Genomic DNA, 23592 nt, shown 5'->3' with positions numbered 1-23592 from the left:
GCATTCAAAAGCTCGCGATTCTACGCGCCTTTGGGCAGCGTTACACCTCCTCCCTAGTGCGCATTGTCTAGCGTAGCCGGAAGTTCGAGTAGAAAGCGTTCACCATCAAGTGCTTGGCGCAGCCGTGCGTGCAGTATCGCGACGATGTCAGGGTGTTCGCCAACCAGCGCGGTGGTCGTCACACTCAAACCTGGATGGCGCTGTTCCGCGGCGGCACAAATCTCGGCGATATCGCCACCTTCCCCCGCATGACGCCCAGGCGAGAGAAACAGCATCGCTAAGATGACCGGGCCTGTTTGGAACTCCGGCGTATCCAGCAAATGTTCTAAAAGCGGCTCGTTAAAGCGATACTCGTCACCTTCACGGCGCTCCATCGAGGCAGCCGCCACACAGGCCACGTCATCACCAAGCAGTACACTAAGCTGTCCCGCCAAGCGGTTGCGCACGGCGGTCACTTCAGGAATCGGGCTACCGTGATCGACCAGCGCTACATGCGGCGTCGTCCCCGCTTGATGCTTATCGCGCACGTTGTCGGCCAGCAGTTTGGCCAAGCGCAGGTCATTATTGCCCCGCTCATCCACCAGCGGCTGGGCCACACGAACGCTCACCTGGGGAAAACGCGCCTGCAGTGCGGCCATGCGCTCTGGCAAGTAGCCCGTCAGTGCTTTGCTTGGGCCAAAGAAGAACGGCAGCACAATGATCTCTGTCGCCCCATTCTCGGCACTGCGCTCAGCAGCCGGGCCCAGAGTCATCGCGGGGATGCCGTCGACCTCTTCGGGAGGAATTTTATTAGAGTGCAGCAAGGAAGCCGCCTGCACGGCTTCTCCTAACTGCTGGCTAAGCGCAAACGCTACGCGGCGCAGATTATGGGTTGCCTGAGGCCGTAATGAGCCGTTATCGACGAGAAAAATAGCGCGCATGTCGGTCTCCGAAGATGGTCAAGTAAGTAATCACTAAAGGCATGATAAGATGAGCGCTTTAACCGATGTACCGTACTCATGATGCTTGATAGCGATGTTTGATACTACCGCCCTGAACCAGCAAAGAAACTTCTTCGATGGCCATACCGATATCTGGCTTTTTGGTTATGGCTCGCTGATCTGGAAGGCCGACTTCGCCTACTTGGAACGCCAGCCCGCCTACATTACCGGCTGGGCGCGGCGTTTTTGGCAAGGCTCCCACGATCATCGTGGCACGCCGGACGCACCGGGGCGCGTCGCTACGCTGATTCGTGCCCAAGGGGAAGTATGTCACGGCATGGCGTATCGCATTACACCCGACGTGCTGGCACCGCTAGATGTACGTGAAAAGAACGGCTACCTGCGTGAAAAAGTGCCGCTCACTTTTCTAGCGCAGCGTGGCAATGTGCAGGCGGCAAAGGCAACAACGGAAGGACTAATTTACTTAGCTACTGAAGATAACCCAGCCTTTCTGGGTGAGGCATCGTTGGATGATATTGCACACCAAATTGCCCATTCCCATGGCCCGAGCGGCTCGAATAAAGCTTACTTACTGAACTTAGCCCAGGCGTTACGCGAATTAGGCACAGACGATGCGCACGTTTTCGCCATTGAGGAGCAGCTACACCGCTACCAATAACGTGGATAACGGCGGTGGCGCGCTAAATTATTCACCAAAATGGCCACTACCAGCATTACCACGCACCCGGCACCAATGGGGATCAGCGGATACCACCAACCTAACTTGTGGACACTCGCCCCACCGGCTACCGCGATCAGCGCAGCGGCAGCCCCCGGTGGATGTACGGTGTGTGTCAGTTGCATCACCAGTATGGAAAGCGACACCGCTAGTGCCATCGAGATAGGCGTCGCGCCCAGCAGTTGGTAGCACCCCACCCCCACCAGCGCCGACAAAACACTGCCAAACAGTACATGGCTTGGCTGGGCGAACGGGCTTTCAGGCGCTGCATAAATCAATACCGACGTTGCCCCAAAGGAGCCCACGATTAATAACTGCTGCGAGAGCCAAGCAGAGCTTAGCCAGCATATAACGGCCATGCCAGTAAAAGCGCCCAGCCACGACCAGCAGGCATCTTTCCAGCCGACGCGGGGCCGCGGCGTTGGTTCTCCTCGCATCTTGCCAAGATAGGCTTTCATTGCACTCTCTCTGCACAAAAAGAGTGCAGATGATGGCAAAATGCACCAGATAAGCAAATGACAATCCGTCATACGCTGATGAAGCACTTTCAAGAACGCGTTAAAAAAACGTCCTTAAACCCACTTTCAAACACATTCTCAAACACACTTCCAGGATGACAAAGCAGCTAATGTCTAACGCCAGCAGTACCCCGTTAAACGTCACCCCTTCTAGTTTATTGCTTGCCGTGGTGGCAGCTGTCGGTATGGCAACCATCGGCGTTATTTCGCGTATTACCGGGCTAAATGCCGAAAGCATTACGTTTTATCGTTTAGGCCTTGGGGCGACGTTTCTGCTGGCGTATTTAGTGCTGACAAAACGCCACGCCGCACTCAACGCACTGCCTGGACGGCAGGTAGTCATCAGCGGCGTACTTCTGGCGTCATTTATCCTCTTTTACGTTCAGGCCATGAACTACACCCAGATGGCCAACGCTATTTTGATGATCTACCTAGCACCAATTATCGCCGCCGTGGCAGCTCACTCCCTCTATGGTGAACGCCTTACCACTGAACAAATTGGATCGATTGGTTTGGCGCTGTTTGGGTTCGCGATGATGCAAGAGTTTCGTTTGAACCTTGATGATCACCAAGACATTATTGGGATGGGCTATGCCTTAGCCGCCATGTTTGCCTATAGCGGCTTTATGCTCATTAACCGTCGTTTGCCAAGTCATTTAGACAGTAGGGTCTGCGCGTTTTGGCAGCTGCTAGTAGGTGCGCTGGTCATATTACCGTTTGCTCTTTGGCAGCCCGAAGGGCTAACCGCCGCGGCTTGGCAATGGCCTTGGCTGTTAGTAGCTGGCTTCTTACCCGGTTTTTTAGCGTTACTGTGTGCCGTGATGGCGATTAACCGACTGCCCACCGCCCTGTATGGAACCCTGGCTTACTGCGAGCCGGTGGCAGTGGTGATCTTTGGCTGGAGCTTATTCGGTGAAACGCTTTTGCCACTGCAGCTTGCCGGATGCGCACTGGTATTAGCCAGCGGCATCATGCAAGCAGGGATGGGGGGACGCAGGCCTACATCATTAGCCACGACAGGATAAACAGCGCCAGCACAATACGCACGATGGCTCCTAGCAGGGAGCCTCGCAGCAGCGCTCGAAAGCCGCGCCATAACAGCCACAAGCCAATTACCAACACCAGAATGCTAAAGAACGACGCATTGATACCCAGGGAGCGGGTAAGGCCATCAATGAAGTCATCAAACGCGCCGAAAAAGTTAGTGAAGAAGCCCAATAAAAACTCCACCACCACGCGAATAGCATCGCCAATCGCTTCGCCTACACCATCAAAAAATCCGTTTGCCTGCATGCGTCTCGTCCATCGCTAAAAAGTTTTCGATATTGTCAGTTAAAACCACGCTATTGCAAAGCATGCCGATAAAGCAGCGCTTCCTTCCCTTTTACGCCCCCTTAAGACGTTTACCCTATTTCACTTTTTCGACTGACGCGTTACAACGTTGTGAACGCAATAGCGGGAGAGACTGGTGCTAGCCACCAGCGCCGAAGGAGCAACGACCCCGGAAACTCTCAGGCCACCGGACCGCTATTGTTACGGTATTTACTAGAACAGTAATTACTAACACTTTCCGAAGAGCGGTTGATGACTGCGTCACTCAGCCCACCGAAGGAGCAAGCGCTTCAATAGATGCGTGAATCTCTCAGGTTCCATGACGGAAGGGGTACGCCTAGCCAATGTTGCTAGGGGTATCGCTTGACGCTCATACAATCTGGAGAGACACATGCAACGCATTGCTATTATTGGCGGTGGGATCACCGGTATTACAAGTGCTTATGCCCTGGCAAAGCGCGGCTTTGATGTGACTGTTTTTGAAAAACACCGCTATGCGGCGATGGAAACATCTTTTGCCAACGGCGGGCAGCTGTCGGCCTCGAATGCTGAAGTGTGGAACCACTGGCCGACGGTGCTTAAAGGCCTGCGCTGGATGCTAAAAAACGACGCGCCGCTCCTGGTCAACCCTCGCCCTAGTTGGCACAAACTCAGCTGGTTTGCAGAGTTCATCGCCGCCATCCCCCGGTATGCCGACAACACCACAGAAACCACTCGGTTAGCGATTGCTGCCCGGGAACACTTATTCCAGTGGGCGAAAGACGAGCAGATTGATTTCGACCTCAAACAGCAGGGCATTTTGCATATCTACCGCGACAAAGCTGGCTTTGACCACGCAGCACGTGTGTCGCAGTTGCTAGCGAAAGGCGGCCTTGAACGCAGATCGGTCACGCCGGATGAAATGCGCGCCATCGAGCCAACCCTGGCAGGTAGTTACTATGGCGGTTTCTATACCGAAAGCGACGCCACTGGCGATATCCATAAATACACCAACGGCCTAGCCCAAGCAGCCGCCAAACGTGGGGTGCAGCTTAACTATGGCCACCACATTGACGATATTGGCGCTGACGAGAATGGGGTTTGGGTAAGCGCCACGGTAGATAACAACAGCATGAGCCAACGCTTTGACAGCGTAGTAGTTTGTGCGGGGACCGGTAGCCGCGCCATTGCCGCCAAATTAGGCGATCGCGTTAATATCTATCCCGTAAAAGGCTACTCCATCACCGTACAGCTAGATGACGAGGCCTCTCAGCAAGCCGCGCCAACCGTCAGCCTGCTAGATGATGAAACCAAATTGGTGACCAGCCGTTTGGGGCACGACCGCTTCCGCGTGGCTGGCACCGCTGAATTTAACGGCGCGAATCGCGATATACGCAACGACCGCATTCAACCGCTGATTCGCTGGGTAGAAGAGTGCTTTCCTGGCGTGAGCACCCAACGCGTAGTGCCCTGGGCTGGCCTGCGCCCAATGCTACCTAATATGCTGCCCAAAGTTGGGCCTGGCCGTTTACCCACTGTTTTCTATAACACCGGCCACGGCCACCTAGGCTGGACACTGTCAGTCATTACCGCCGAAATGCTGGCGGACGCGGTGGAAGAGAAAAATATCCTCCGCGAGACAGCCCCCCAACCGCTTAGCTAGTTCCAACCATGACAAGTCCGGGCAGGCTTCCGGTAAGATATAGAACACCCCAACATAGGCGTGTTTTATGCTTAACCAGCGTGCATTAACCTACCTCAATGAAGTGATTCGGCGCGGCTCGCTCAGGCGTGCCGCCGCCCACCTGAATGTCGATGCCTCTGCCGTTAGCCGCCAACTAAAAGCATTAGAAGAAGAACTGGATACCCAGCTATGCGAGCGGCACGGAAGAGGGATGCGTGCCACCGCAGCGGGCCAGCTACTGGTGCACCATTTTCATGCCCAGCGGGCTTCAGAAGAAGCGGTGCTCTCCCAACTAATGGCACTTCAAAGTCTAGCGAAAGGGGAAGTTCGCATTGCCGTGGGAGAAGGGTTTATTGCTGACCTGATCGCCGCACCGTTAGGCACTTTTATGTCAGCGTTTGACGGTATCAAAGTTGAAATCCGCATGGCGGGTGTCAATGAAGCGATGTCGTTACTCCACGATCGCGAGGTGGATATAGCGCTACTCTATGCACCGCCGGTAGACCCGCAACTTTTCTGCCACGTGGAAACGCGCCAGCCGCTCGATGTCATTGTCCCCCCCAATCATCCACTAAGTGATCTTAACCGCCCGGTAACGCTGCATGACTTAAAGGAATGGCCTCTGGCGTTAATGGACAATCCTTTTGGTATGCGGCAAATGGTTAATATGGTGGCTCACCAGGAGCGTATTCATCTTGAAGCACGCCTGCATACAAACTCTGTTTCGGTGTTAAAGAACTTCGTCCGCTCAGGCATCGGCGTTACGTTTATGCCCGAACTCACCGTAGCGGATGAGATTGAGCGCGGTGAGATCTTCACACTCCCCATGCAGTACCCGGTGATGAACGGTACGCGGGCACAAATTGTTAGCCTGAAAGGACAGGAACTTCCAGTCGCCTCAATCACTTGCATCAATCACTTACACAAAGGCATGCGCTTTTTCTCCGCCGATGCACCACGACTGTTGCAATAAAAGCCACAGTTTAGGTATTGCATAGTCAACACCTCAATACATAGTCTTCTAGTAGGCACTCCTTATAAATCTAATAACGCGCCCATAGCGCCCCGTAGCTCACGACAATAAACCAGGAGACTGACTATGTACCCAGCAAAACTGCCCTACTACTTTTCGCCTAAACAGCTTATTTCCGCGTGCCTAGTAGGCTCTGCTTTGATGGCAGGGAACGCGCTTGCAGCGACTACGATTAATCTAAGTTACAACGGTGCCCCAGACCCCGAAAAGAATGCTGTCCACGTCTTTGCAGAGAATCTTAAAGCGTTGGTAGACGAAAAAACTGACGGTGAGATCCAGCTTAAGCTCTATCCGAATAGCATGCTCGGCGAAGAAGAGGAGCGCATGGAACAAACCATGAATACGCCCATGCTCAATGTGGCGTCATTTGCGGGTGTCTCTCCTCTTGTTGATGAAATCTTCGTTAGCGCTATTCCGTTTCTGTTCGACGATTTTTCTGCAGCCCACACTTTCTTCGATGAGGGGGAGTATTGGCAGGAAGTCAGCAACGCTCTGCAGGAGCGTGCCGGTATCGATATGCTAGCCGTTGTGGAAGAGGGCGGCTTTTTGGCGTTCACCAATAACGAAAGGCCGATCAGTCACCCTGACGACTTCGAAGGACTCCGCTTCCGCGCTATGGATCCTAGCCAGGTCGCTCTCTATGAAGCCTTCGGCGCCTCCGGCACTCCCATCCCCTGGACAGAGACCTATATGGCACTGCGCACCGGGGTGGCAAACGGCCAAATGAACCCGCCGATGTATATCATCTTGGGCAGCCTTTACGAAGTGCAGGACTACCTGACCCTTGCCAATATCCAGTACTCCGACCAGTTCCTGGTAGGCAACAGTGACATGATCGCGGGTTGGGATGATGAGCTTCGCAGCGCCTTTATGGAAGCCGTCTCCGAAGCTAATCACAATGCCCGTGAGCACAATGAGGAGCAAGTAGAGGCGCGTATCGCCTATTTGGAAGAGCAAGGCATGGAAGTAATTCGCCCCTCTGAAGAAGAGCTAGCCGCTTTCCGTGAAATTGGCCAGCCTGCCTACCTTGAGTGGCTCGGTGAGCGTGATATCGAGCAGCGCTGGATCGATATGGCGTTGGAAGATGCAGGCATGAGTGAACTGCTCGACTAACGGCTGTTAACAACAGGGGCTGGCATCATGCTGGCCCCCTATTTCCAGTACTTAATACTCCAGTACTTAAGACCCAAGTACTTAAGACCCAAGTACTTAAGACCCAAGTACTTAATGTTCAAGTGCTTAACGTTTCCGTGCTTCATGGAAGGCTGCCATGTTTAATACGCTTCGATCCCATCTTTTAGCGATCAGCCGCCCTGTTACCTTAACCCTAGCGGGCGCACTGTTATCGCTCAATGTTGCGGCCATTCTGTTTGGGGTGTTTGCACGCTACATCGCTGGTGGCGCGCCTATCTGGACAGATGAGCTTTCACGTTTCTTGATCATCGCCACCGTGATGCTCGCGGCGGGCGCTGTCTGGTCTGAAGGAGGACATATGCGCGTTGGCCTGTTAGAGAAGCGGCTGCCCGCCCCCTTTGCTCGCTTGCTCAACGTGTACCAATGGCTACTCACCTTGCTAATTGCAGCGGGGGGTGCATGGGTTAGCTATCGCTATGCGCTATCGGTCAGCATGTTTACCACCTCTGGGCTCGGCATTAGCCGCACGGTGCCACTGCTCTCGCTACCTATTGGCTTTTTGCTACTAGCTTGGCATGTGCTTCTCTATGGCCATGCGCCACTCAAGACCATCGAGGACGACCTATGATTGTCACTATGCTGGTTGTTTTCCTGGGCCATGTCTTGCTTGGGCTTCCTCTGTTTATCGCCCTGCTTACCACCGCAATAGTCGGCTTTTTGTTTGTCGACCCCTCAATGATTCCACGCATGCTGCCCCAACAATTCTTTGGTGGTATCAATGTATTCTCCTTGATGGCGATTCCGTTATTTATCTTCGCTGGCAACCTGATGAACGTCAGCGGCTTAACTGAACGCTTGATGGGGCTCGCCCGCTTGATGGTAGGGCATTTGCGGGGCGGCATGGGTCACGTCAATGTGGTATCGAGCGTATTCTTCGCGGGTGTTAATGGCTCAGCGGTGGCGGACACCTCGGCACTTGGGTCGCTGTTAGTGCCTGCTATGGAGAAAGAGGGCTACTCACGAGCCTTTGCCGCAGGGTTGACCGCAGGTAGCTCGTTGATCGGCCCGATTATTCCACCCAGTATCTTTATGATCCTCTACGCCTCATTGACCAACACCTCAGTCGGCGATCTATTTCTGGCGGGCGTTGTGCCAGGGCTACTGCTGGGGGTTGCCTTTATGGGCATGAACGCTTGGTATGCCTGGCGCCATCGGTTACCCAAAAGTGGCCAGTTGCCCTCGCTCAGCCAACTTGGCGTAGCCTTCGTAGCCGCTCTGCCTGCACTTATTGCTCCTTTTATTATTGTTGCTGGCATCGTGCTTGGCTTCGTTACGCCGACCGAGTCAGGCGCATTAACAGCGCTATATGTCGCGTTGTGCGGGGTCGTGTTGGGAGGATTGCGTTTTAAAGAGTGCTGGAAAGCTATCGTCGATACGGCACGCTTAACCTCGGCGATTTTTCTGATTATGGCCGCCTCAGCGACGATTAGCTGGCTACTATCCTATGCGCAAGTGCCCGCGCAATTTGTCTCGCTGTTATCTCCTTACATAGACAACGCAGTAGTGATTCTACTGTTACTGAGTGCCATTACCTTTATAACGGGCATGTTTATGGAAGAAGTGTCAGCGTTGATGCTACTGACGCCGATCTTTGCGCCAGTGGCTATGATGGCGGGTATCGACCCTATTCACCTGGGCGTCATCATCACGCTTAACATTACCATCGCGTTAATCACTCCGCCGCTGGGTGCCTGCGTGTTTGTCGCCGCCGCGGTCAGTCGGCTTGAGATAGTGTCGCTGTTCAGAACCATTTGGCCCTTTGTACTGACGGCGATTGCGGTGCTTATTCTACTCATCCTGTTTCCGCCACTAACGCTTTGGCTTCCTACACAGTTTGGATAGTGCTCTTCTTGAATAATCCTTTACTTGGATAACATGATGCCTTTGAACACACTATTGAAGGCCTTGCCGCCTCTACCCAGCCACCTAGCTCCAAACTGGGAACAGCTGCGCCGAACATCTATTGAAGATAACGGTGAGCGCTTGGTGCCAATGAGCCTCGCCCCCGCACCGGTTAGCGTATTCCCCGCCTATGCTCGGCTGGGCATTCCCGGCGCGGTACCGGAGTGTTTCGTTCGGGAAAGCGTTTATCGGGCGCTACTCGCCGCAGCACGCAGCCTCCCCGAGGGGATCGGCTTAATCGTACTCGACGGCTGGCGTCCATGGCGGGTGCAGCAGTACTTATTTGATACCCTGCACGAAGCTATCCAACATCATCAGCCCGACCTCAGTGAAGCGGAGCTACTAGAGCGCACACGGGAGTTTGTCTCAGTCCCCAGCCGCGACCCATTAGAACCCAGTCCACATCTCACCGGCGGCGCCGTCGATGTCACGCTATGTGATGCCGATGGCCTGCCGCTGGATATGGGGACGCTGTTTGATGAAGCGATACCTGCCTCTCATAGCGACTATTTCGAGCGCCTGGAAACGCTAACGCCGCAGCAAGTTAACGCCCGCGATCATCGCCGCCTGCTGTATCACACCATGCAACAGCAAGGCTTCACTAACCTGCCTAGCGAGTGGTGGCACTTCGATTACGGCGATCAATTATGGGCCTACTACGGGTCACATCAGCAGGCGCATTACGGCCCGACAGAGTTGGACACCATTGAGAATCGCTGGCGCCGACAGCTGTAGTTGACTAGGCACGATGCCACTCCAGGTAAAGGGCATCGTCGCCTAGAACTCACACCACCTTAGCAAGGATGCTCAGATTGCGTTTCCCGCTACCGCATGCTTGCTACCGATAGACGAGTTTGCTCTTGCTACCCAAAGCCGATAAAGCGCTGGAGTAAAGAAAAACGACACCAGCGTTGCCAAAAGCAGTCCAAATCCGACGGTTTGCGCGAAAGGTGGCCACAATCCACCTGCCGCCATCATCAATGGAATTAATCCGGCAAAAGTGGTGATCGTCGTTGAGATAATATGACGACTGGTGGGGCCGCTAATGACCGCTAACATGGCATCGATATCGCCTTGGCGTGCCGCTTCATCGTCGTCAAACGCAGCAATGATGATAATAGTGGCATTAATCGCCACACCCACAAGCCCCATAATGCCGACAATAATGACAAAACCGAATGCATGACCACTGAGCAGCAGCGCTACAATGCCCATGCTCATCGCCTGGGCACCGGCAATAAACACAATGGCAGCGCGGCGAAAGGAATTAAACGCCAGCACGACCGTTGCCACCATGGCAATCACCAACAGTATCACCGAGGCCAGCAGGTTACCCACGGCTTCGTTGCGTTCGGCGGCCTCACCACCGGTTTCAATGCGATAGCCAGAAGGGAGGTGAATTTCTCCTGCATTGAGCGCGTTCTGCAACGCGTCCTCTAGCTGTGCCATGGAAACTGCCGGCAGCGCATCGGCCACCAAGTAGCCTTGTACTAGCTGCACCCGTTCAGCATTACGGCGAGTAATCACGCTCCAGGCTGGCGTTAGCGATACCTCCGCCACTGCCGCTAGCGGCAACCCCTCTGCGACGCTATCGCTGACTAAGCGCAGCGCGGCAAGTTGTTCAGCGTCGGTGCGCCACTCACCCACATACCGTACCCGAACAGGGAGCTGCTGAGTATCTTCCAGCAGCATGCCTGCAGACTGGCCCGACAGTGCAGCACCAACCTGTTCCGCTAGGCGTTGTGGCGTTAAACCTGCATCGTGAAGCGCCGTTTGGTCGATATCCAGCGTTAGCCTGGGCAGGTCGCGCTGCATACCTGCGCGCACATGGGTCACCTGCGGCAACTGATGCATTAGATTCGCGAGTTCAAGCCCCAGCGATGACAGTATGTCCAAGTCATCGCCATAGACCCGTAGCTCAATCGGTGCTTTAAACGGAGGCCCCTGCTCATACTTACGCACCACGCTTTGGGCCTGCGGAAAGTGCTGATCAAGCACCTGCTGCAGCATTGGCACCCGCTGATTAGTCACCGCTAACGACTCGGCATCGACAATCAAGTGTAAAAACGCCGGGTTGTTATCCTCATTGGTCAATACGTTGTAGTACATCATGGGGGCACTTTCGCCGATAAATGCCGACACCCGCTTGATGCCCGGCAGCTCTCGGATAAGGGTTACGGCTTCATCGGCCAACGCAGCGGTATTGGCGATGCTGCTAGCCGGTGGCAAGCGTACTTCAATGTGGAATTGGTCACGGTCTGCCGGTGGAAAAAACGCGACGTCTAACGTTGGCATTAGCGCGATGCCACTCACAGGCACGCATAAGGTAATGATCATGGCAGCCACCGGATGACGCAGCGAGCTACGTACGGCACGCCGAAAACCACGCTTGACCACGTTATCTTGTGAGCCTGACGGTTTCCTCGCCACGCTGGCCAGCAGCATCGGAGAGAGCGCTGGCACTAACAGCAGCGATACCAAGTAAGAACTCACCAGCGCTACAATAACGGCCATGGCTAGCGGTCCTACGAACTCTCCGGCGGGCCCTGGCATTAGCACAATTGGCATAAACGCTAGAATGGTCGTCAGGGTGCTGGCGAGTAACGGCACGGCTAAATGGCGCAAGGCATCTCGGGTCGCGGCAATCACTGAGTCCCCTTGCAAGAAGCGCTCACGAAGGGCGTTGGTCATGACAATGGCGTTATCCACCATTAACCCCAGTGCCACAATAATGCCGGTAATGCTCATTTGGTGGATATCAATACCCAGCGGCTTGAAAAACGCCAACGTGAGCAGCGCCGTGGCGGGAATCGCTAGTCCCACGGTGATCGCCGAGCGCCAGCCCATGCTTAAAAACAGAATAGCCACTACCAGCACTAACCCTATCAGCAAGCTGCTAGCGACATCGCTTAAGCGCTGATTGGTGTAACTTGCTTGTTCAAACATCACTTCAACATCAAGGCCCACGGGCAGCTCGTCAGCAAACGCCATGAGTTGTTGCTGAGCCCGTTCAACCCAAACATCAATACGCTGGCCGGGAGCCATACGGGCACCCACAAACACGGCTCGTTCGCCGTTAAGCAGCGCCATGGCGGCGGGCGGGTCCTGCACGCCGCGGCGCAGCTCGGCAATCTCACCTAGCCTAACCGTTTGACCTTGCCGGATAGCCACGTCGACATCGCGCAACCTGTCCAACGTATCAAATTCACCGCTCAGCCCGACCGTTAGCCGATGGCCTCGAGTGACCACTTCGCCTGCCGTGCGGCGGCCATCACTTGCTTCAATGGCGGCGGCCAATTGGCCTACGGAAAGCCCCAACGCATTTAGCTCTAAGGGGTCGACCATGACCTCGACCTGCTCCCCTGCGACACCAAACAGATGGGTGTACTCCGTGCCTGCAACACGCCTAAACTGGTCTTCTAGGCGTTCGGCGTAGCGCTCCATCAACTGTGGGTTGGGCGAAGAATCTAGTGTCCAGCGCAGGGCAGCCACCATGCTAAAGGCGTAACCGCGGTCATCCAGCAGCTCTGGTGTTTGCACACCGGCTGGCAAGGTTGGCGCGATATCGCCTAATTTATCTCGTACTCGGCTCCACACAGGGGTGACATCAATAACCGCGTCTTCTAATTCAAGACTGATAACAGCGATGCCCTGGCGCGACGTAGATTCAAGCACTTGGATTTCTGAAATAGTGCGCAACTCGTTTTCAATAGGCCGCGCTACCAGCGCTTCAACCTGCTCAGGCGTAGCACCAGGAAACGGCGCAAGCACGGTAGCCATACGCGCAATCAGATGAGGGTCTTCTGCCCGAGGAAGCGTTTGAATAGCCGATAGCCCAGCCACAACCAGCAACCCCAAGGTTAGTGCCACTAAACGGCGATTAAATAACCACTCAATGCGCTGCATAAGCCATATCCTCGCTGAGGGTGACCTGCTGCCCAGGGGTGATGCGGTGAATGCCGCTAGTAATTATCCTTATTCCTGGCTCAAGGGTTCCGCGCACAAAGGCTTGATCGCCTTCAGTGTGCAGTAATTCCACGCTCGCCCGTGCCACACGAAAATGCCCCTCTTCCAGCGGCTCTGCCACCAGTACGTTCCACAATCCTCGCTCGGCAGCACGTAAGGCATCTAGCGGCACCCAATAGCCACTGGCAGGCTCTACCACTGCGTAGCTAAGTTCAACGAGGTCACCAGGCACCGCGCTGTTTGAGGCGTCAAGCGAGACAACCAGCGTCTGCGTGCGACTGTCGCTGTCAATATGGGGTAGCCGAGCACGCACCTTACCGCCAATAGCGTGGTGATTAACGTTGAGTGTGACCGTCTCGCCTGGTGTAAACGTCGACGCTAACCGAGCAGGCAATCCTAGATGCGCTTCAAGTTGCTCAACATCGATAAGCTCAAACGCGGCGGTTCCGCTCGTCACTAAACTACCAACGCTGACATGACGTTCAATAACGCGTCCAGCGAAGGGCGCTTTTAACGTGCTGTCCTCAAGATCAGCAGTAAGGCTGTCTCGTTCAGCCGCCAGTGCCGCAAGGCGAGCTTGAAGCGTGAGCCGATCCGTGCGTGCTTGGTCCAACGTCGTACGGCTGGCAAAATTACTTTGATTAAGCTGCGCTTCACGCTCTTCTTGGCGCTGAGCAAAAGCCAGACCGGCGCGGGCTTCCTCACTGCGTGCGGCCACTTCTGCCAAACGGCTTTCAAGACGACGGGTATCCAGTGTCGCTAGCACATCGCCCTGCTCAACCGCACTCCCCCTATCAGCCAACACCTCGCTAACACGGCCAGCGGGTTCAAAGGCAAGCGACACTGACTGACGTGCAACCACTCGCCCCGTTAAGCGCACGTCCCGCTCCAGCTGTTCGGAGTGGGCAAGAGACTGCGTAACCACTTGCAACAAAGCGTTATCAGTTTCTTGCTGGTTGGCCAACTGGGCACGACTGTGCTGGCTAGTAAGCGCAACCACCGTAACTACCGTGACACTCATCATAATTAAGGCCGCCAACGTGCCACGACTCCGGTGGCGCCAGGAAGTATTGAAGGACGTGTCCATAATGGCCTCGAAATGGTTTATTCTTGAACGATACGGTTCACTATAATATGTGTACGGCAGCGTTCAATATTTATTTATTCGATAGGCACGGATTTTACGGAATGACGGACTCGCAACCTTTACCGCCTGACAAAAAACGCAGCGCCGGTCGCCCCAAAGATATGGCTAAGCACAACGCGATGCTAGACGCGGCGGCCTGCCTATTTTTTCGCTTTGGGCTCGAAGGGGTGACCATGGAAGCCGTTGCCCGTGAAGCAGGTGTTTCCAAAGTGACTGTGTACGGCCATTTTGCAACCAAAGAAGCGCTATTTGGCAACGTCATTCAGCGTGAAACCGCCCTCATTCGTCATGGTCTAGAACAGCTTCCCGACACTCATGAAGCCGTTCGTCAGTCACTGATTGAAGTCGGCACAAGCCTCGTGCGCTTTTTGTTGGAGCCCCACGTGTTAGCCGTTGAGCGCGTCATGAGTGCACAGGGAAATCAGTACCCCGAACTGCTTCTGGCCTTTTTCGAAGCAGGCCCCTGGGCCACTAAAAAGTGGCTGCAGGAAAAGCTTGAGGGGCTAGCCCGCGCCGGGCATTTAACACTTAACGCACCCACACTAGCCGCCGACCAACTCTGTAGCATGTGGCAAGGCATGTTGGTTATGGAGGTGCGTATGGGGGTTCGCCAGCTCCCCAGCGATGAAGAAATTCATCGTCAGATCAGCAGCGCCGTGGATGTATTTTTGGCAGCGTATGGAAACCATTGAGCGCCCCCGTATGCAAAAAAGCCCCGTCATAAACGGGGCTTTCGCAATGCTTACTTATTAATTTAAACGCCCACTGGCCCACCATCGCGCTTCTGAATAACAACGGTAGATGCCCGAGGGCGTACTTGGCCACTGGTCTCAGCGGTGGCATCTTGGGTCAGTGCGCTACCATCCGCGGGCCAGTTGCCGGGGTGCTGAATATTAATAAACAGCGCCGTTTTGTCCGGCGTCGCAAAAATGCCGGTCACTTCACAACCGTTCGGCCCTACGGCGAAGCGTTTCAGTTGCTGCTGGTTGCTGTTGTTAATCACCGGACCGGTACCCTGAATCTCGTCCAGGCTGTTAGGCACCACGGCTAATAGCTGGTCGTTGGTGTACTCGGTAATGCCTTCGTAACCATTATCGGTCTGTATCCAGAGAATGCCCTGACCATCATCACGCTGGTCAAACCACAGACCATCGGGGCTGGCAAACTGGTTCATTTCAGTCAGGCCGGAATGATTACCTTCGTCATTAGTGGCGGCACCAAACACAAACACTTCCCAACGAAATGCATTCGGCAAGCGGCTTTCACGCCAGCGGATTATGTGACCGGCTTCGTTATTAGCGCGTGGATTAACAGCGTTTGCCGGAGCTGTCTCATAGCCTACCCCTAGCTGAGCAATGTCATCGCCTTGATTGGTGAAAGTGGCCGCTGCAGCTTCTTCGCTACGCTTCGAATTATTGGTCAGCGTTAGATACACCTCGCCAGAGGAAGGATCCACGGTTGCCCACTCCGGGCGGTCCATCGGTGTCGCTCCCATTAGATCTGCTGCATCACAGGTGTTAATAATCACCCCAGCTAAATCATTCTCTGCCAACCCCAAAGCCGTTGCCAACGAGCGGCCATCGCGTGTTTGCGCGCTAGGTGTTAGCGGCAACCACTCACCGCTGCCATCAGCGTTGAAGCGAGCCACATAGAGGGTGCCGTTATCCAGATACTTACTACCAATGGCGAGGCGGTCATACGCTTCGCCTGGGCGATTGGCATCGGCGGGGTCCCAGGCAGCGTCAGAAACGTATTTATAGACGTACTCGTTGCGGGAGTCGTGGCCAGAGTAGTACACCACGGGTTGCCCTGCTTCCAGCTTACCTAGCCAACACCCTTCATGACGGAAACGACCAAGTGCAGTGCGTTTTACCGCGTGAGCATCACTATAGGGGTCGACTTCAACTTGGTAGCCAAAAGTGCGCGCTTCATTGCGGTAATCATCTTCGGCGCGCTCACCCCGTGGCGTAATGTCGAAACGGGCAAATTCATCGCTTTCTTCAGAGGCATCACCCGCCGAGGTATCCCAACCATAGCGGCTTTTATCGGTAGGAATACCAATCCGCGCATCGTCCTGGAAGAGTTGGCCGTGATTAACAAACACATTGGGCCAGTTCTCTTCGCAAGCGATATAAGTGCCCCAGGGCGTTAACCCATTACCACAATTGTTATTGGTACCACGGGTTTGCGTACCCGCCGGTGAGAAGCGCGTTTTCACATAGTCACTGCCCGCCACTGGACCAGCCATTTCCATCACCGTCGCGCTGGTAAGGCGGCGGTTATAGCGGGAACCAGGCACATGCGACCAGTGTCCGTTAGTGTCTTTCTCAACTTCCACAATGGTGACACCGTGAGCGTTGATTTCGGTACGCGACTCTTCGGCGGGTCGCTTGCCTTCTGACGTATTGGTCGGGCCACCTTGAGGTGCCCACAGCGCTGCTTGATCGATATATTCGTTGTTGAGCACCAGCACAAAGCGCCGTGAGGCGTTATCGGCATCCAGTGCAAAACCAGCCATTCCATCGTGGTTCATACCCACGCTAGAGGCTTGACGATCGGCAGTCATTGGCTGGTCGGACTGCCAGCTGTCACCAGTGCTCAACGGCGTGCCCCACGGCACCAGCACTTGGGCAACATAGCCTTCAGGCACTACGACAGCATCCGTTAGCGATCCTTGAACCGCCTCAAACGCCAGCGTCAACGGCGTTTTTTGCGCCCCGTTTGAAGCCAATGCTTGGGCGGCACCGCCAAAGCCAAGCATTGAAGCAGCGGCCAAACCTAAGCCGCCACGCATTACCGCTCGTCGCGAAACATGCTGCGCTAACACATCCGCAAACGGCTGGTTGCTGCTCTGATTTAACAGGCGATGATCTTCAATTTCCTTGCTCATAACAACAGTCCTCTCGTCACGGTTAACACGCGCTAGTTTTATGTTAAGAGGACACTAATCAATTTAAATGACAGGGTAATGACGAGCACTCTACTGTTAGGTGAACGTTTATCAGCAAGCGATTCCCCACCTTTAAAAACTGTGGATTAAGCATCTGTACGGAGATTAGGAAAGGTTGGGAGTGATGGTTGTGAGAGGTAGTCAAATCTGCTAAATTAATGTTAATAGTTATCATTACCACAGGAAACAACCTCTCATGCAGCCCAGAAAAAAAGACGTTCCGCCAGAAGGCTCGCCTAGCGCATCTCGCGAAGTGACAAGTCAGGCGCTGCTTGATCAAGACGGTCTGTTGGTTATTCACCATGAACAGCGACGCTATGTGCTGCGACGCACGAAAAGCGGCAAGCTGATCTTAACGGCGTAAGCCTTTTAAAATAATCACTTACCTACTACTAACCCTTTTAGCCAGCCAGGTAGCCCATCGCACCCAGCCAGCAACATTATCCATCACTTTCTGCTGGAACTGTCTGGCCCATGAAACCAACGCACACGTTAGGCTTCTGCCTTACCTTACTCCCTCTTCTGCCTGCCAACGCCAATGACTCGGGCTTAGACCCCCTCACAGTCACAGGCACCCGAGCACCGACGGATCTGTCCCGCGCACCGCTGATTATCGATATCATCGACCGCCAAGACGCAACGCTTGCCACCGCGAGCCGCGTTGAAGACGTGCTGAGCCGCCAGCCTGGCCTGCATGTTGCTGGCCAAGGGCGCCGTAACGGCCAAACGCTGAGTATGCGTGGCTTCGGCAGAAATGGTGTACTGGTGCGCCTGGACGGTGTTCGCCAGGATATTTCCACTGGCCATGTGGGCAACTTCTTCCTCGACCCAGCGCTGATTCAAGAGGTGCAGATTGCCCGTGGCTCGCTTTCCAGTCTGTACGGTAGCAATGCCATGGGCGGCGTTGTTAGCTTTACCAGTGTCGAGGCCAGCGACCTATTAGCCCCAGGTGAAGATAGCGGCGCACGCCTTTCCCTGGGCGGGGCAACAGCTAACGACGAGCTACGCGGCAGCCTGACGGCGTTTGGCCGCCGCGACACGGCTAATGGGCAAGTGGATGGGCTATTTTCTGTGGGCCGTAGCGAGTCCGGCGATATTCGTCGCGCGGGCGGTGATGAAGCAGTAGAAGATGCCAGCCTCAATAGCCTGCTTTTGAAAGGCGGCTGGGAACCAAGCGACGACCAACGGGTGTTTATTAGCTGGCAGCACTATGATGAGCGCGCCACCCAACCCGCTAATCCGCAGCAGCTATCCACCAGCGCTAGCAACCCATTACGCGATCGTGATGTTGAGAGTAATAACGTACAACTTGGCCACCGCTGGCAACCGAGTGGTGCCACTGAAATCACCTCACAGCTTACCTTTAGCCAACAGGATATCGACGAGCCCCAGGCTAGCCGTACCCTTGAGCGGATCGGCCTGCAGAGCGATGGCTATCACAGCATCGACCATGGCTGGCTTTCACAAACGCTGGTGTTTGGCGCAGAGCTGGAGCAGGCTCGCCAACGGCCTGACGGTGAAGCGAATGGTTTCCCCCACGCAGATATTGATACCCAAGCGGCATATTTAGACACGACCCTCACTGCCGGTAGCTACTTGGCTGAAGGCGGCGCGGGGGAGTTTGACGTTGGCATAGGCGCTCGCTACGACCGCTATGACGCCAGCGGTCAAAACGATGCCGACAGCGTGCACGACCAAGTGTCGCCGCGCTTCCGCCTTGCCTGGCGGCCCGACGACACCTTGATGCTGTTCTCCGGCTACGCCGAAGCCTTCCGCGCACCCAGTCTTTCCGAGCTTTACGCTAACGAGCGCCACTTTGCCGGTTTCTGCGCAGGACCATTTTTCTGTACGCCCGACAACTACTGGATTCCCAACCCTAACCTGTCGCCTGAAACCAGCCGCACCTGGGAAAGCGGTGTGGTATGGCACCAGGGCGACTGGCAGGCGCGCGCCAGCTACTTCGACACTCGTGCAGACGACTTCATTGACACTCAGGTCGATATCATGGCGGGCACAACTCAAGCCGTAAACGTGCAGCGTGCTCAGCTATGGGGCTATGACACCCGACTTACTTGGCAACCTAGCGCATTCCCGCTGCTAACCAGCTTTATAGGTCTTTCAGAGGTATCCGGCAAAGATCGCGACAGCGGTGAGGCTCTGGGTAGCCAAACACCCCTGGAAATGACGCTGGGCAGTGATGTTGCACTTTATAACAGCGCTGTACGGATCGGCTGGCAGGGCCGCTTTGCTCAGGCGTTCGACAAACAGGGCGACGATGAACGCCTGCCAGGCTATGGGCTGCACGATATCCACCTTGCTTGGCAAATCACCCCCGCTATTGATACCGCGCTGCGCCTCGCCAACCTCGGCGACAAAGTGTGGTATCGGCCCGATGGCAGTCTGGGCGACGGACGTAGCCTGTTCGCCACCCTCAACTGGCAGTGGTAACTCCTTGCAATGTTAAGCCTAGAGGTGACGTATGATTGAGTCCCAGCAGATCGCAATTCTTGAAGCCTTTGACGCAGCACGAGCAGCACAGCCTCGCCTGCCAGCGATTGATATTGCCGAGCGCTTATCAATCAGTGAAGGCGAACTTCAGGCCGCGCGCTTAGGCCGTGACGTATGGACGCTGCCCCTCGCGCCGAAAGACCTTGCGGCTCGCCTCCCCCTGTTAGGCCGAGTCAAAGCGCTCACCCGCTCTCGTTTAGCCGTGCTCGAGCAAACCGGTGATTACCCTGACCTGGATGGCGGGCCGCAAACCGGCTTGCTGCTTGACCCAGGTGGCTTAGATTTACGGTTGCTGTATTCCCATTGGCACTGGGCCTGCCTAATCCGCGACCCTATTCATGCTCCTATCCATGGCTCTAACCGCGCCCCTCTGCCAACGGAGAGTGAACAAGGTCAGTGGCGCTGGAGCCTGCAAATTTTCAATCAGCATGGCTGTGCCATTCACAAAAGCTTTGCGCTGGAAAATCCGCTGCCCCGCCCATGGGGCGCATTAGCTGCCCTAGGCACCATAGATACCCCCGCGTTTACCCAAAGCGCGCCCCGCTTAAAGCGTGCTCTTCCTGAAGCGCCGACACTCGCCAGCGAGTGGGCGGCGATGCGTGATGTGCACCAATTTTTCGCCCTGCTTCAGCGCCACCATCTAGAGCGTCTGGAAGCCAACCAGCTAATGGAAGGCCGTTATACTCGCGCGCTGCCCGTCGATGCCCTGGAAAATCTGTTAACCAAAGCAAGTCAGCGCGCACTGCCACTGATGCTGTTCGTGGCCAGTCCTGGCTGCGTGCAAATTCGCACTGGCACACTACCTGAACCTCAGCGCACCCGCGGCTGGCTGAACCTGTTTGGCGAGCAGTTCACGCTGCACCTTAATGACACCGCCATTGAGCAAGTGTGGCAGGTCAGCAAGCCTAACCGCGACGGTGGCGTCACCAGTGTAGAAGCCTTTGATGCAGAGGGTTCTTTGGTGCTGCAAATTTACGCTGAGCGCCAGGAAGGTCGCGTGGAGCGTCCCGAGTGGCGGCAGTTACTGAATGAACTCGGTAACCAAGAGGCCGTGGCATGAATGTCACACGCTTCGCATGCCAGTCGTTTGCCGCGCTACTGATTGGCTGGTTAACCACTGGAGGGGCGCTAGCCAACGAACGCTGGGTCATTCTGGGCGGCGATATCGCTGAAACCATCGCCGCGCTTGGCGCGGATATCGATATCGTTGCCCGCGATGATACGGTGCTCCACCCGCCCGAAATGGCCGAACTGCCCTCGGTAGGCTACCTGCGCCAGCTGTCGGCAGAAAGCGTACTCTCAGTGACGCCGGATCGTGTGTTAGCAGCGGGACATTCCGGCCCGAAAGAAGTGTTGGAACAGCTAGAGGCCGTGGGCGTAACGGTTGATGTGATTGATGCCCCTGCTGACCTTTCCTCGATTGCCGAGAAAGTCCGCACAGTGGCTCAGCACACGCAACGCCAACAAAGGGGTGACGAGTTAGCAACCTCACTCACCGCGACGCTTGAGCGCTTGGCGGCTCTTCCCCCGCTGCCTGATACGCGTGCAATGTTTATTCTTCACCATAGTGGCCTAACACCGCGGGTTGCCGGCAGCGACACCGCCGCCCATATAGCCTTGGATGCCGTTGGCCTCGACAATGCTTTTGGCGATATGGCGGGCTATCAAAGCGTTGCCGCAGAGGCGCTGGCAAAAGAAGCACCTGCGCTGGTGATTATGTCCCAACGGGGGTTGGACGCTCTGGGCGGTGAAAACGCGCTCTGGCAGTTACCGGGGATGCGCTTAACGCCCGCAGGACGCGAACAACGGCTTATTGTGATTGATGATCAGGCACTGCTCGGTTTTGGCCCCCGCACGCCTGACCAGCTATTTACCTTGCGTCAGGACATTGAGGCGCTGCTTGGCACAGAGCAGGTCAGCCGATGATCACCAGCGCTTCCCATGATCGTTATCGCCCCTTGTTACCGCTTAGTCGAACAGCACGAGTGTTAAGTGGCCTTACCCTGGCGTTATTGATCGCCCTTGGCTGGGGTGCTGCTTCAGGCGCGTTAGGTGTGTCGCCCTGGGCGCTCATTAATGGCAGCGCAGATGAGCTCAGTGTCCAAGTATGGTGGCAGCTACGCCTACCGCGCCTACTTCTGGGGGTTGCCGTGGGGGCGATGCTGGCGGGCAGTGGTGCCGCCATGCAGGGGCTATTTAGAAACCCATTGGCCGACCCAACGCTATTAGGCCTTGCCAGTGGCGCAGGGCTATTTGTAGCACTTTGGATTGTGCTATTTCAGGGCAGCGCTGCCGGTAGCCTTTACGGCCAGTTTGCAGCGGGCTTTCTCGGTGCGCTTAGTGTTTGCTTAGTGGTGTTTGGCATTGCCAAGCGCCAAGGGGGTGGCAGTGCCGCCGTCATGTCACTGCTACTAGCAGGCTTAGCAATCAACACGTTAGCAGGCGCTGGAGGCGGCGTACTGGCGTTTATTGCCAGCGACGATCAACTTCGTCAGCTCAGCTTATGGGGAATGGGCACGCTTACCAACGCTCTGTGGCGCACCACCGCCGTAGCCCTTGCCCTGATTGCTGTTGCCCTATGGCTGTTAATACGCAGCGCTCGTGAGCTTGACCTACTTCAGCTAGGCGAATCTACCGCCCATGCGGCAGGCCTGGATGCAACGTGCTTAAAACGCCGTGTGGTCGTTGCTACCTCGCTGGGTGTAGGGCTGTGCGTCGCGCTGACCGGCGTGATTGGCTTTCTTGGTTTGCTCGTCCCCCACTGCCTGCGACTTTGGCTCGGGCCTGGCCATCGCCTGCTGCTACCCGCCTCTATGTTAGGCGGTGCACTACTGCTAGTGGTGGCCGACACCCTGGCGCGCACCCTCGGCGCTCCCGCCGAAATCCCCGTCGGGCTGTTAACCAGCCTACTGGGCGGCCCCTATTTTCTTTACCTGCTAATGCGTCGGAACCGGGCATGCTAACCCTACATAAGGCGAGTTTTACCACCACGCCCTCAATCGCGCCTCTGGACGGCACCCTTCGCCCTGGTGAGCTACTCGCCATTGTTGGCCCCAACGGCGCGGGCAAAAGCACACTACTCAGCATGCTGTCGGGGTTTCGCCCCTGTGAACAGGGCGAGCTACATCTGGACGGCAAACGCCTGAGTGAGTGGCCAATCAACGAGCTTGCCAATCGCCGGGCGCTGGTCGCCCAGCAAGAATTGCCCGGCTTTGATTGGCAAACCTTTGAGCTAGTGAGCTTAGGCAGCAACCCCAGCAATGCACTGATTGCGGAACTGCTGCATGACCTAGATCTGACGCATTTAGCTAAACGCAGCGTACTTTCACTCTCTGGCGGCGAACGCCAACGGGTAATGATTGCACGAGGTGCCTGTCAACTACTCTCACGGCGCTCACCTACCGCCAAAGATGGCGGCCTTTTACTGCTGGATGAACCCACTAGCGCACTCGATATCGGCCAGCAGCAGCGCTTAATGCGTCAACTACGCGCCTGGGCAGAACGGCACCATATGGCGATTGTCTGCGTGCTGCACGACCTCAATCTCGCCAGCACCTACGCCGACCGGGTATGGCTGTTACATCAAGGTCAGCGTATTGCTCACGGCTCGCCCGCCCTAGTGCTTGACCCCGCCACCATCGCGGAGGTTTATGACGTAGAGCTGCTGCCTATCAATAGCCGTAACGCTGCAGCCCCTCTTCTCGCCCTAACGCCTTAAGA

21 protein-coding genes and 2 riboswitches are annotated in these 23592 nt (G+C 55.6%); of the genes, 15 read left to right on the top strand and 6 right to left on the bottom strand.

The window, feature by feature from the left end; translation table 11 throughout:
- Nucleotides 1-53 precede the first annotated feature (53 nt).
- A complete protein-coding gene (locus JFC11_RS09415; RefSeq protein ID WP_095603658.1) occupies nt 54-920 on the bottom strand; it encodes a sirohydrochlorin chelatase in 867 nt (288 codons plus the stop codon).
- Between the two features lie 94 nt (nt 921-1014).
- Here JFC11_RS09415 and JFC11_RS09410 point away from each other — a divergent pair, with 94 nt between their 5' ends.
- Nucleotides 1015-1599, top strand: coding sequence for a gamma-glutamylcyclotransferase (locus JFC11_RS09410; protein WP_038478724.1), 585 nt, complete (start codon nt 1015-1017; stop codon nt 1597-1599).
- Here JFC11_RS09410 and JFC11_RS09405 read toward each other — a convergent pair.
- Nucleotides 1590-2117, bottom strand: coding sequence for an HPP family protein (locus JFC11_RS09405; protein ID WP_009722933.1), 528 nt, complete (start codon nt 2115-2117; stop codon nt 1590-1592). The genes JFC11_RS09410 and JFC11_RS09405 overlap by 10 nt on opposite strands.
- Nucleotides 2118-2287: 170 nt before the next feature.
- On the opposite strand from JFC11_RS09405, the gene JFC11_RS09400 reads away from it, so the two are divergent.
- Nucleotides 2288-3202, top strand: a complete 915-nt coding sequence (locus JFC11_RS09400) for a DMT family transporter (RefSeq protein ID WP_198349401.1) — start codon at nt 2288-2290, stop codon at nt 3200-3202.
- Here the strand turns inward: JFC11_RS09400 and JFC11_RS09395 are convergent.
- Entirely contained in the window at nt 3177-3470 is a 294-nt protein-coding gene (locus JFC11_RS09395) for a hypothetical protein (RefSeq protein WP_038478731.1), read from the bottom strand. The two genes, JFC11_RS09400 and JFC11_RS09395, sit on opposite strands and share 26 nt — an antisense overlap.
- Nucleotides 3471-3623: 153 nt before the next feature.
- Nucleotides 3624-3714, top strand: a riboswitch (glycine riboswitch).
- A gap of 23 nt (nt 3715-3737) precedes the next feature.
- Nucleotides 3738-3845, top strand: a riboswitch (glycine riboswitch).
- Between the two features lie 55 nt (nt 3846-3900).
- On the opposite strand from JFC11_RS09395, the gene JFC11_RS09390 reads away from it, so the two are divergent.
- The 6 genes from JFC11_RS09390 to JFC11_RS09365 all read left to right on the top strand — a co-directional run bounded on the left by JFC11_RS09390 (nt 3901) and on the right by JFC11_RS09365 (nt 10036).
- The gene (locus JFC11_RS09390; protein ID WP_198349399.1) at nt 3901-5151 is read left to right on the top strand and encodes a D-amino acid dehydrogenase; all 1251 of its coding nucleotides are present in this window, start codon (nt 3901-3903) and stop codon (nt 5149-5151) included.
- Nucleotides 5152-5218: 67 nt separating this feature from the next.
- Nucleotides 5219-6145 carry a LysR family transcriptional regulator gene (locus JFC11_RS09385; protein ID WP_120386251.1) on the top strand — a complete coding sequence of 309 codons (927 nt, stop codon included), beginning with the start codon at nt 5219-5221 and terminating at the stop codon, nt 6143-6145.
- Nucleotides 6146-6271: 126 nt separating this feature from the next.
- A complete protein-coding gene (dctP, locus tag JFC11_RS09380; protein ID WP_198349397.1) occupies nt 6272-7318 on the top strand; it encodes a TRAP transporter substrate-binding protein DctP in 1047 nt (348 codons plus the stop codon).
- A gap of 157 nt (nt 7319-7475) precedes the next feature.
- On the top strand, nt 7476-7967 hold the full coding sequence (locus tag JFC11_RS09375) for a TRAP transporter small permease (RefSeq protein ID WP_198349395.1): 492 nt from the start codon (nt 7476-7478) through the stop codon (nt 7965-7967).
- Nucleotides 7964-9241, top strand: a complete 1278-nt coding sequence (locus JFC11_RS09370) for a TRAP transporter large permease (protein WP_038478744.1) — start codon at nt 7964-7966, stop codon at nt 9239-9241. The genes JFC11_RS09375 and JFC11_RS09370 overlap by 4 nt, the downstream gene beginning before the upstream one ends.
- Nucleotides 9242-9274: 33 nt before the next feature.
- The gene (locus JFC11_RS09365; RefSeq protein WP_198349393.1) at nt 9275-10036 is read left to right on the top strand and encodes a M15 family metallopeptidase; all 762 of its coding nucleotides are present in this window, start codon (nt 9275-9277) and stop codon (nt 10034-10036) included.
- Between the two features lie 72 nt (nt 10037-10108).
- Here JFC11_RS09365 and JFC11_RS09360 read toward each other — a convergent pair whose 3' ends face one another.
- A complete protein-coding gene (locus JFC11_RS09360; RefSeq protein WP_198349391.1) occupies nt 10109-13207 on the bottom strand; it encodes an efflux RND transporter permease subunit in 3099 nt (1032 codons plus the stop codon).
- Nucleotides 13194-14354 (bottom strand): efflux RND transporter periplasmic adaptor subunit, encoded by a 1161-nt coding sequence (locus JFC11_RS09355; protein WP_038478747.1) that lies wholly within the window; start codon nt 14352-14354, stop codon nt 13194-13196. Before JFC11_RS09355 ends, JFC11_RS09360 begins: the two co-directional genes overlap by 14 nt.
- 101 nt (nt 14355-14455) lie before the next feature.
- On the opposite strand from JFC11_RS09355, the gene JFC11_RS09350 reads away from it, so the two are divergent.
- A complete protein-coding gene (locus tag JFC11_RS09350; protein ID WP_038478750.1) occupies nt 14456-15106 on the top strand; it encodes a TetR/AcrR family transcriptional regulator in 651 nt (216 codons plus the stop codon).
- A 62-nt stretch (nt 15107-15168) separates the two neighbouring features.
- On the opposite strand, the gene JFC11_RS09345 is transcribed toward JFC11_RS09350, so the two are convergent.
- Nucleotides 15169-17304, bottom strand: a complete 2136-nt coding sequence (locus JFC11_RS09345; protein WP_198349389.1) for a PhoX family protein — start codon at nt 17302-17304, stop codon at nt 15169-15171.
- A 256-nt stretch (nt 17305-17560) separates the two neighbouring features.
- Between JFC11_RS09345 and hemP the strand changes: the two genes are divergently transcribed.
- The 6 genes from hemP (at nt 17561) to JFC11_RS09315 (ending at nt 23590) form a co-directional block, all read left to right on the top strand.
- On the top strand, nt 17561-17728 hold the full coding sequence (gene hemP / locus JFC11_RS09340) for a hemin uptake protein HemP (protein ID WP_198349387.1): 168 nt from the start codon (nt 17561-17563) through the stop codon (nt 17726-17728).
- 110 nt (nt 17729-17838) lie between these two features.
- Nucleotides 17839-19812: a TonB-dependent receptor domain-containing protein gene (locus JFC11_RS09335; protein ID WP_198349386.1), complete on the top strand. Its 1974-nt coding sequence runs from the start codon at nt 17839-17841 to the stop codon at nt 19810-19812.
- A gap of 31 nt (nt 19813-19843) precedes the next feature.
- Nucleotides 19844-20932: a ChuX/HutX family heme-like substrate-binding protein gene (locus JFC11_RS09330; RefSeq protein ID WP_198349385.1), complete on the top strand. Its 1089-nt coding sequence runs from the start codon at nt 19844-19846 to the stop codon at nt 20930-20932.
- Nucleotides 20929-21798: a heme/hemin ABC transporter substrate-binding protein gene (locus tag JFC11_RS09325; protein ID WP_198349384.1), complete on the top strand. Its 870-nt coding sequence runs from the start codon at nt 20929-20931 to the stop codon at nt 21796-21798. Before JFC11_RS09330 ends, JFC11_RS09325 begins: the two co-directional genes overlap by 4 nt.
- Nucleotides 21795-22835, top strand: coding sequence for a FecCD family ABC transporter permease (locus JFC11_RS09320; RefSeq protein WP_198349383.1), 1041 nt, complete (start codon nt 21795-21797; stop codon nt 22833-22835). The genes JFC11_RS09325 and JFC11_RS09320 overlap by 4 nt, the downstream gene beginning before the upstream one ends.
- Nucleotides 22829-23590, top strand: a complete 762-nt coding sequence (locus JFC11_RS09315; protein WP_198349382.1) for an ATP-binding cassette domain-containing protein — start codon at nt 22829-22831, stop codon at nt 23588-23590. The genes JFC11_RS09320 and JFC11_RS09315 overlap by 7 nt, the downstream gene beginning before the upstream one ends.
- Nucleotides 23591-23592: the final 2 nt, after the last annotated feature.

This window comes from Vreelandella alkaliphila (genome assembly GCF_016107625.1).
In the GTDB taxonomy this organism is placed as follows: Bacteria; Pseudomonadota; Gammaproteobacteria; order Pseudomonadales; family Halomonadaceae; genus Vreelandella; species Vreelandella alkaliphila.
The sequence above is the reverse complement of the archived record's forward strand: the minus strand, read 5'-3'. Positions and strand labels throughout refer to the sequence as shown.

Excerpts from the sequence above, each read along its gene's own strand:
- JFC11_RS09415 (WP_095603658.1), bottom strand. The coding sequence starts at position 920 with ATGCGCGCTATTTTTCTCGTCGATAACGGCTCATTACGGCCTCAGGCA.
- JFC11_RS09410 (WP_038478724.1), top strand. The coding sequence starts at position 1,015 with ATGTTTGATACTACCGCCCTGAACCAGCAAAGAAACTTCTTCGATGGC.
- JFC11_RS09405 (WP_009722933.1), bottom strand. The coding sequence starts at position 2,117 with ATGAAAGCCTATCTTGGCAAGATGCGAGGAGAACCAACGCCGCGGCCC.
- JFC11_RS09400 (WP_198349401.1), top strand. The coding sequence starts at position 2,288 with ATGTCTAACGCCAGCAGTACCCCGTTAAACGTCACCCCTTCTAGTTTA.
- JFC11_RS09395 (WP_038478731.1), bottom strand. The coding sequence starts at position 3,470 with ATGCAGGCAAACGGATTTTTTGATGGTGTAGGCGAAGCGATTGGCGAT.
- JFC11_RS09390 (WP_198349399.1), top strand. The coding sequence starts at position 3,901 with ATGCAACGCATTGCTATTATTGGCGGTGGGATCACCGGTATTACAAGT.
- JFC11_RS09385 (WP_120386251.1), top strand. The coding sequence starts at position 5,219 with ATGCTTAACCAGCGTGCATTAACCTACCTCAATGAAGTGATTCGGCGC.
- dctP (WP_198349397.1), top strand. The coding sequence starts at position 6,272 with ATGTACCCAGCAAAACTGCCCTACTACTTTTCGCCTAAACAGCTTATT.
- JFC11_RS09375 (WP_198349395.1), top strand. The coding sequence starts at position 7,476 with ATGTTTAATACGCTTCGATCCCATCTTTTAGCGATCAGCCGCCCTGTT.
- JFC11_RS09370 (WP_038478744.1), top strand. The coding sequence starts at position 7,964 with ATGATTGTCACTATGCTGGTTGTTTTCCTGGGCCATGTCTTGCTTGGG.
- JFC11_RS09365 (WP_198349393.1), top strand. The coding sequence starts at position 9,275 with ATGATGCCTTTGAACACACTATTGAAGGCCTTGCCGCCTCTACCCAGC.
- JFC11_RS09360 (WP_198349391.1), bottom strand. The coding sequence starts at position 13,207 with ATGCAGCGCATTGAGTGGTTATTTAATCGCCGTTTAGTGGCACTAACC.
- JFC11_RS09355 (WP_038478747.1), bottom strand. The coding sequence starts at position 14,354 with ATGGACACGTCCTTCAATACTTCCTGGCGCCACCGGAGTCGTGGCACG.
- JFC11_RS09350 (WP_038478750.1), top strand. The coding sequence starts at position 14,456 with ATGACGGACTCGCAACCTTTACCGCCTGACAAAAAACGCAGCGCCGGT.
- JFC11_RS09345 (WP_198349389.1), bottom strand. The coding sequence starts at position 17,304 with ATGAGCAAGGAAATTGAAGATCATCGCCTGTTAAATCAGAGCAGCAAC.
- hemP (WP_198349387.1), top strand. The coding sequence starts at position 17,561 with ATGCAGCCCAGAAAAAAAGACGTTCCGCCAGAAGGCTCGCCTAGCGCA.
- JFC11_RS09335 (WP_198349386.1), top strand. The coding sequence starts at position 17,839 with ATGAAACCAACGCACACGTTAGGCTTCTGCCTTACCTTACTCCCTCTT.
- JFC11_RS09330 (WP_198349385.1), top strand. The coding sequence starts at position 19,844 with ATGATTGAGTCCCAGCAGATCGCAATTCTTGAAGCCTTTGACGCAGCA.
- JFC11_RS09325 (WP_198349384.1), top strand. The coding sequence starts at position 20,929 with ATGAATGTCACACGCTTCGCATGCCAGTCGTTTGCCGCGCTACTGATT.
- JFC11_RS09320 (WP_198349383.1), top strand. The coding sequence starts at position 21,795 with ATGATCACCAGCGCTTCCCATGATCGTTATCGCCCCTTGTTACCGCTT.
- JFC11_RS09315 (WP_198349382.1), top strand. The coding sequence starts at position 22,829 with ATGCTAACCCTACATAAGGCGAGTTTTACCACCACGCCCTCAATCGCG.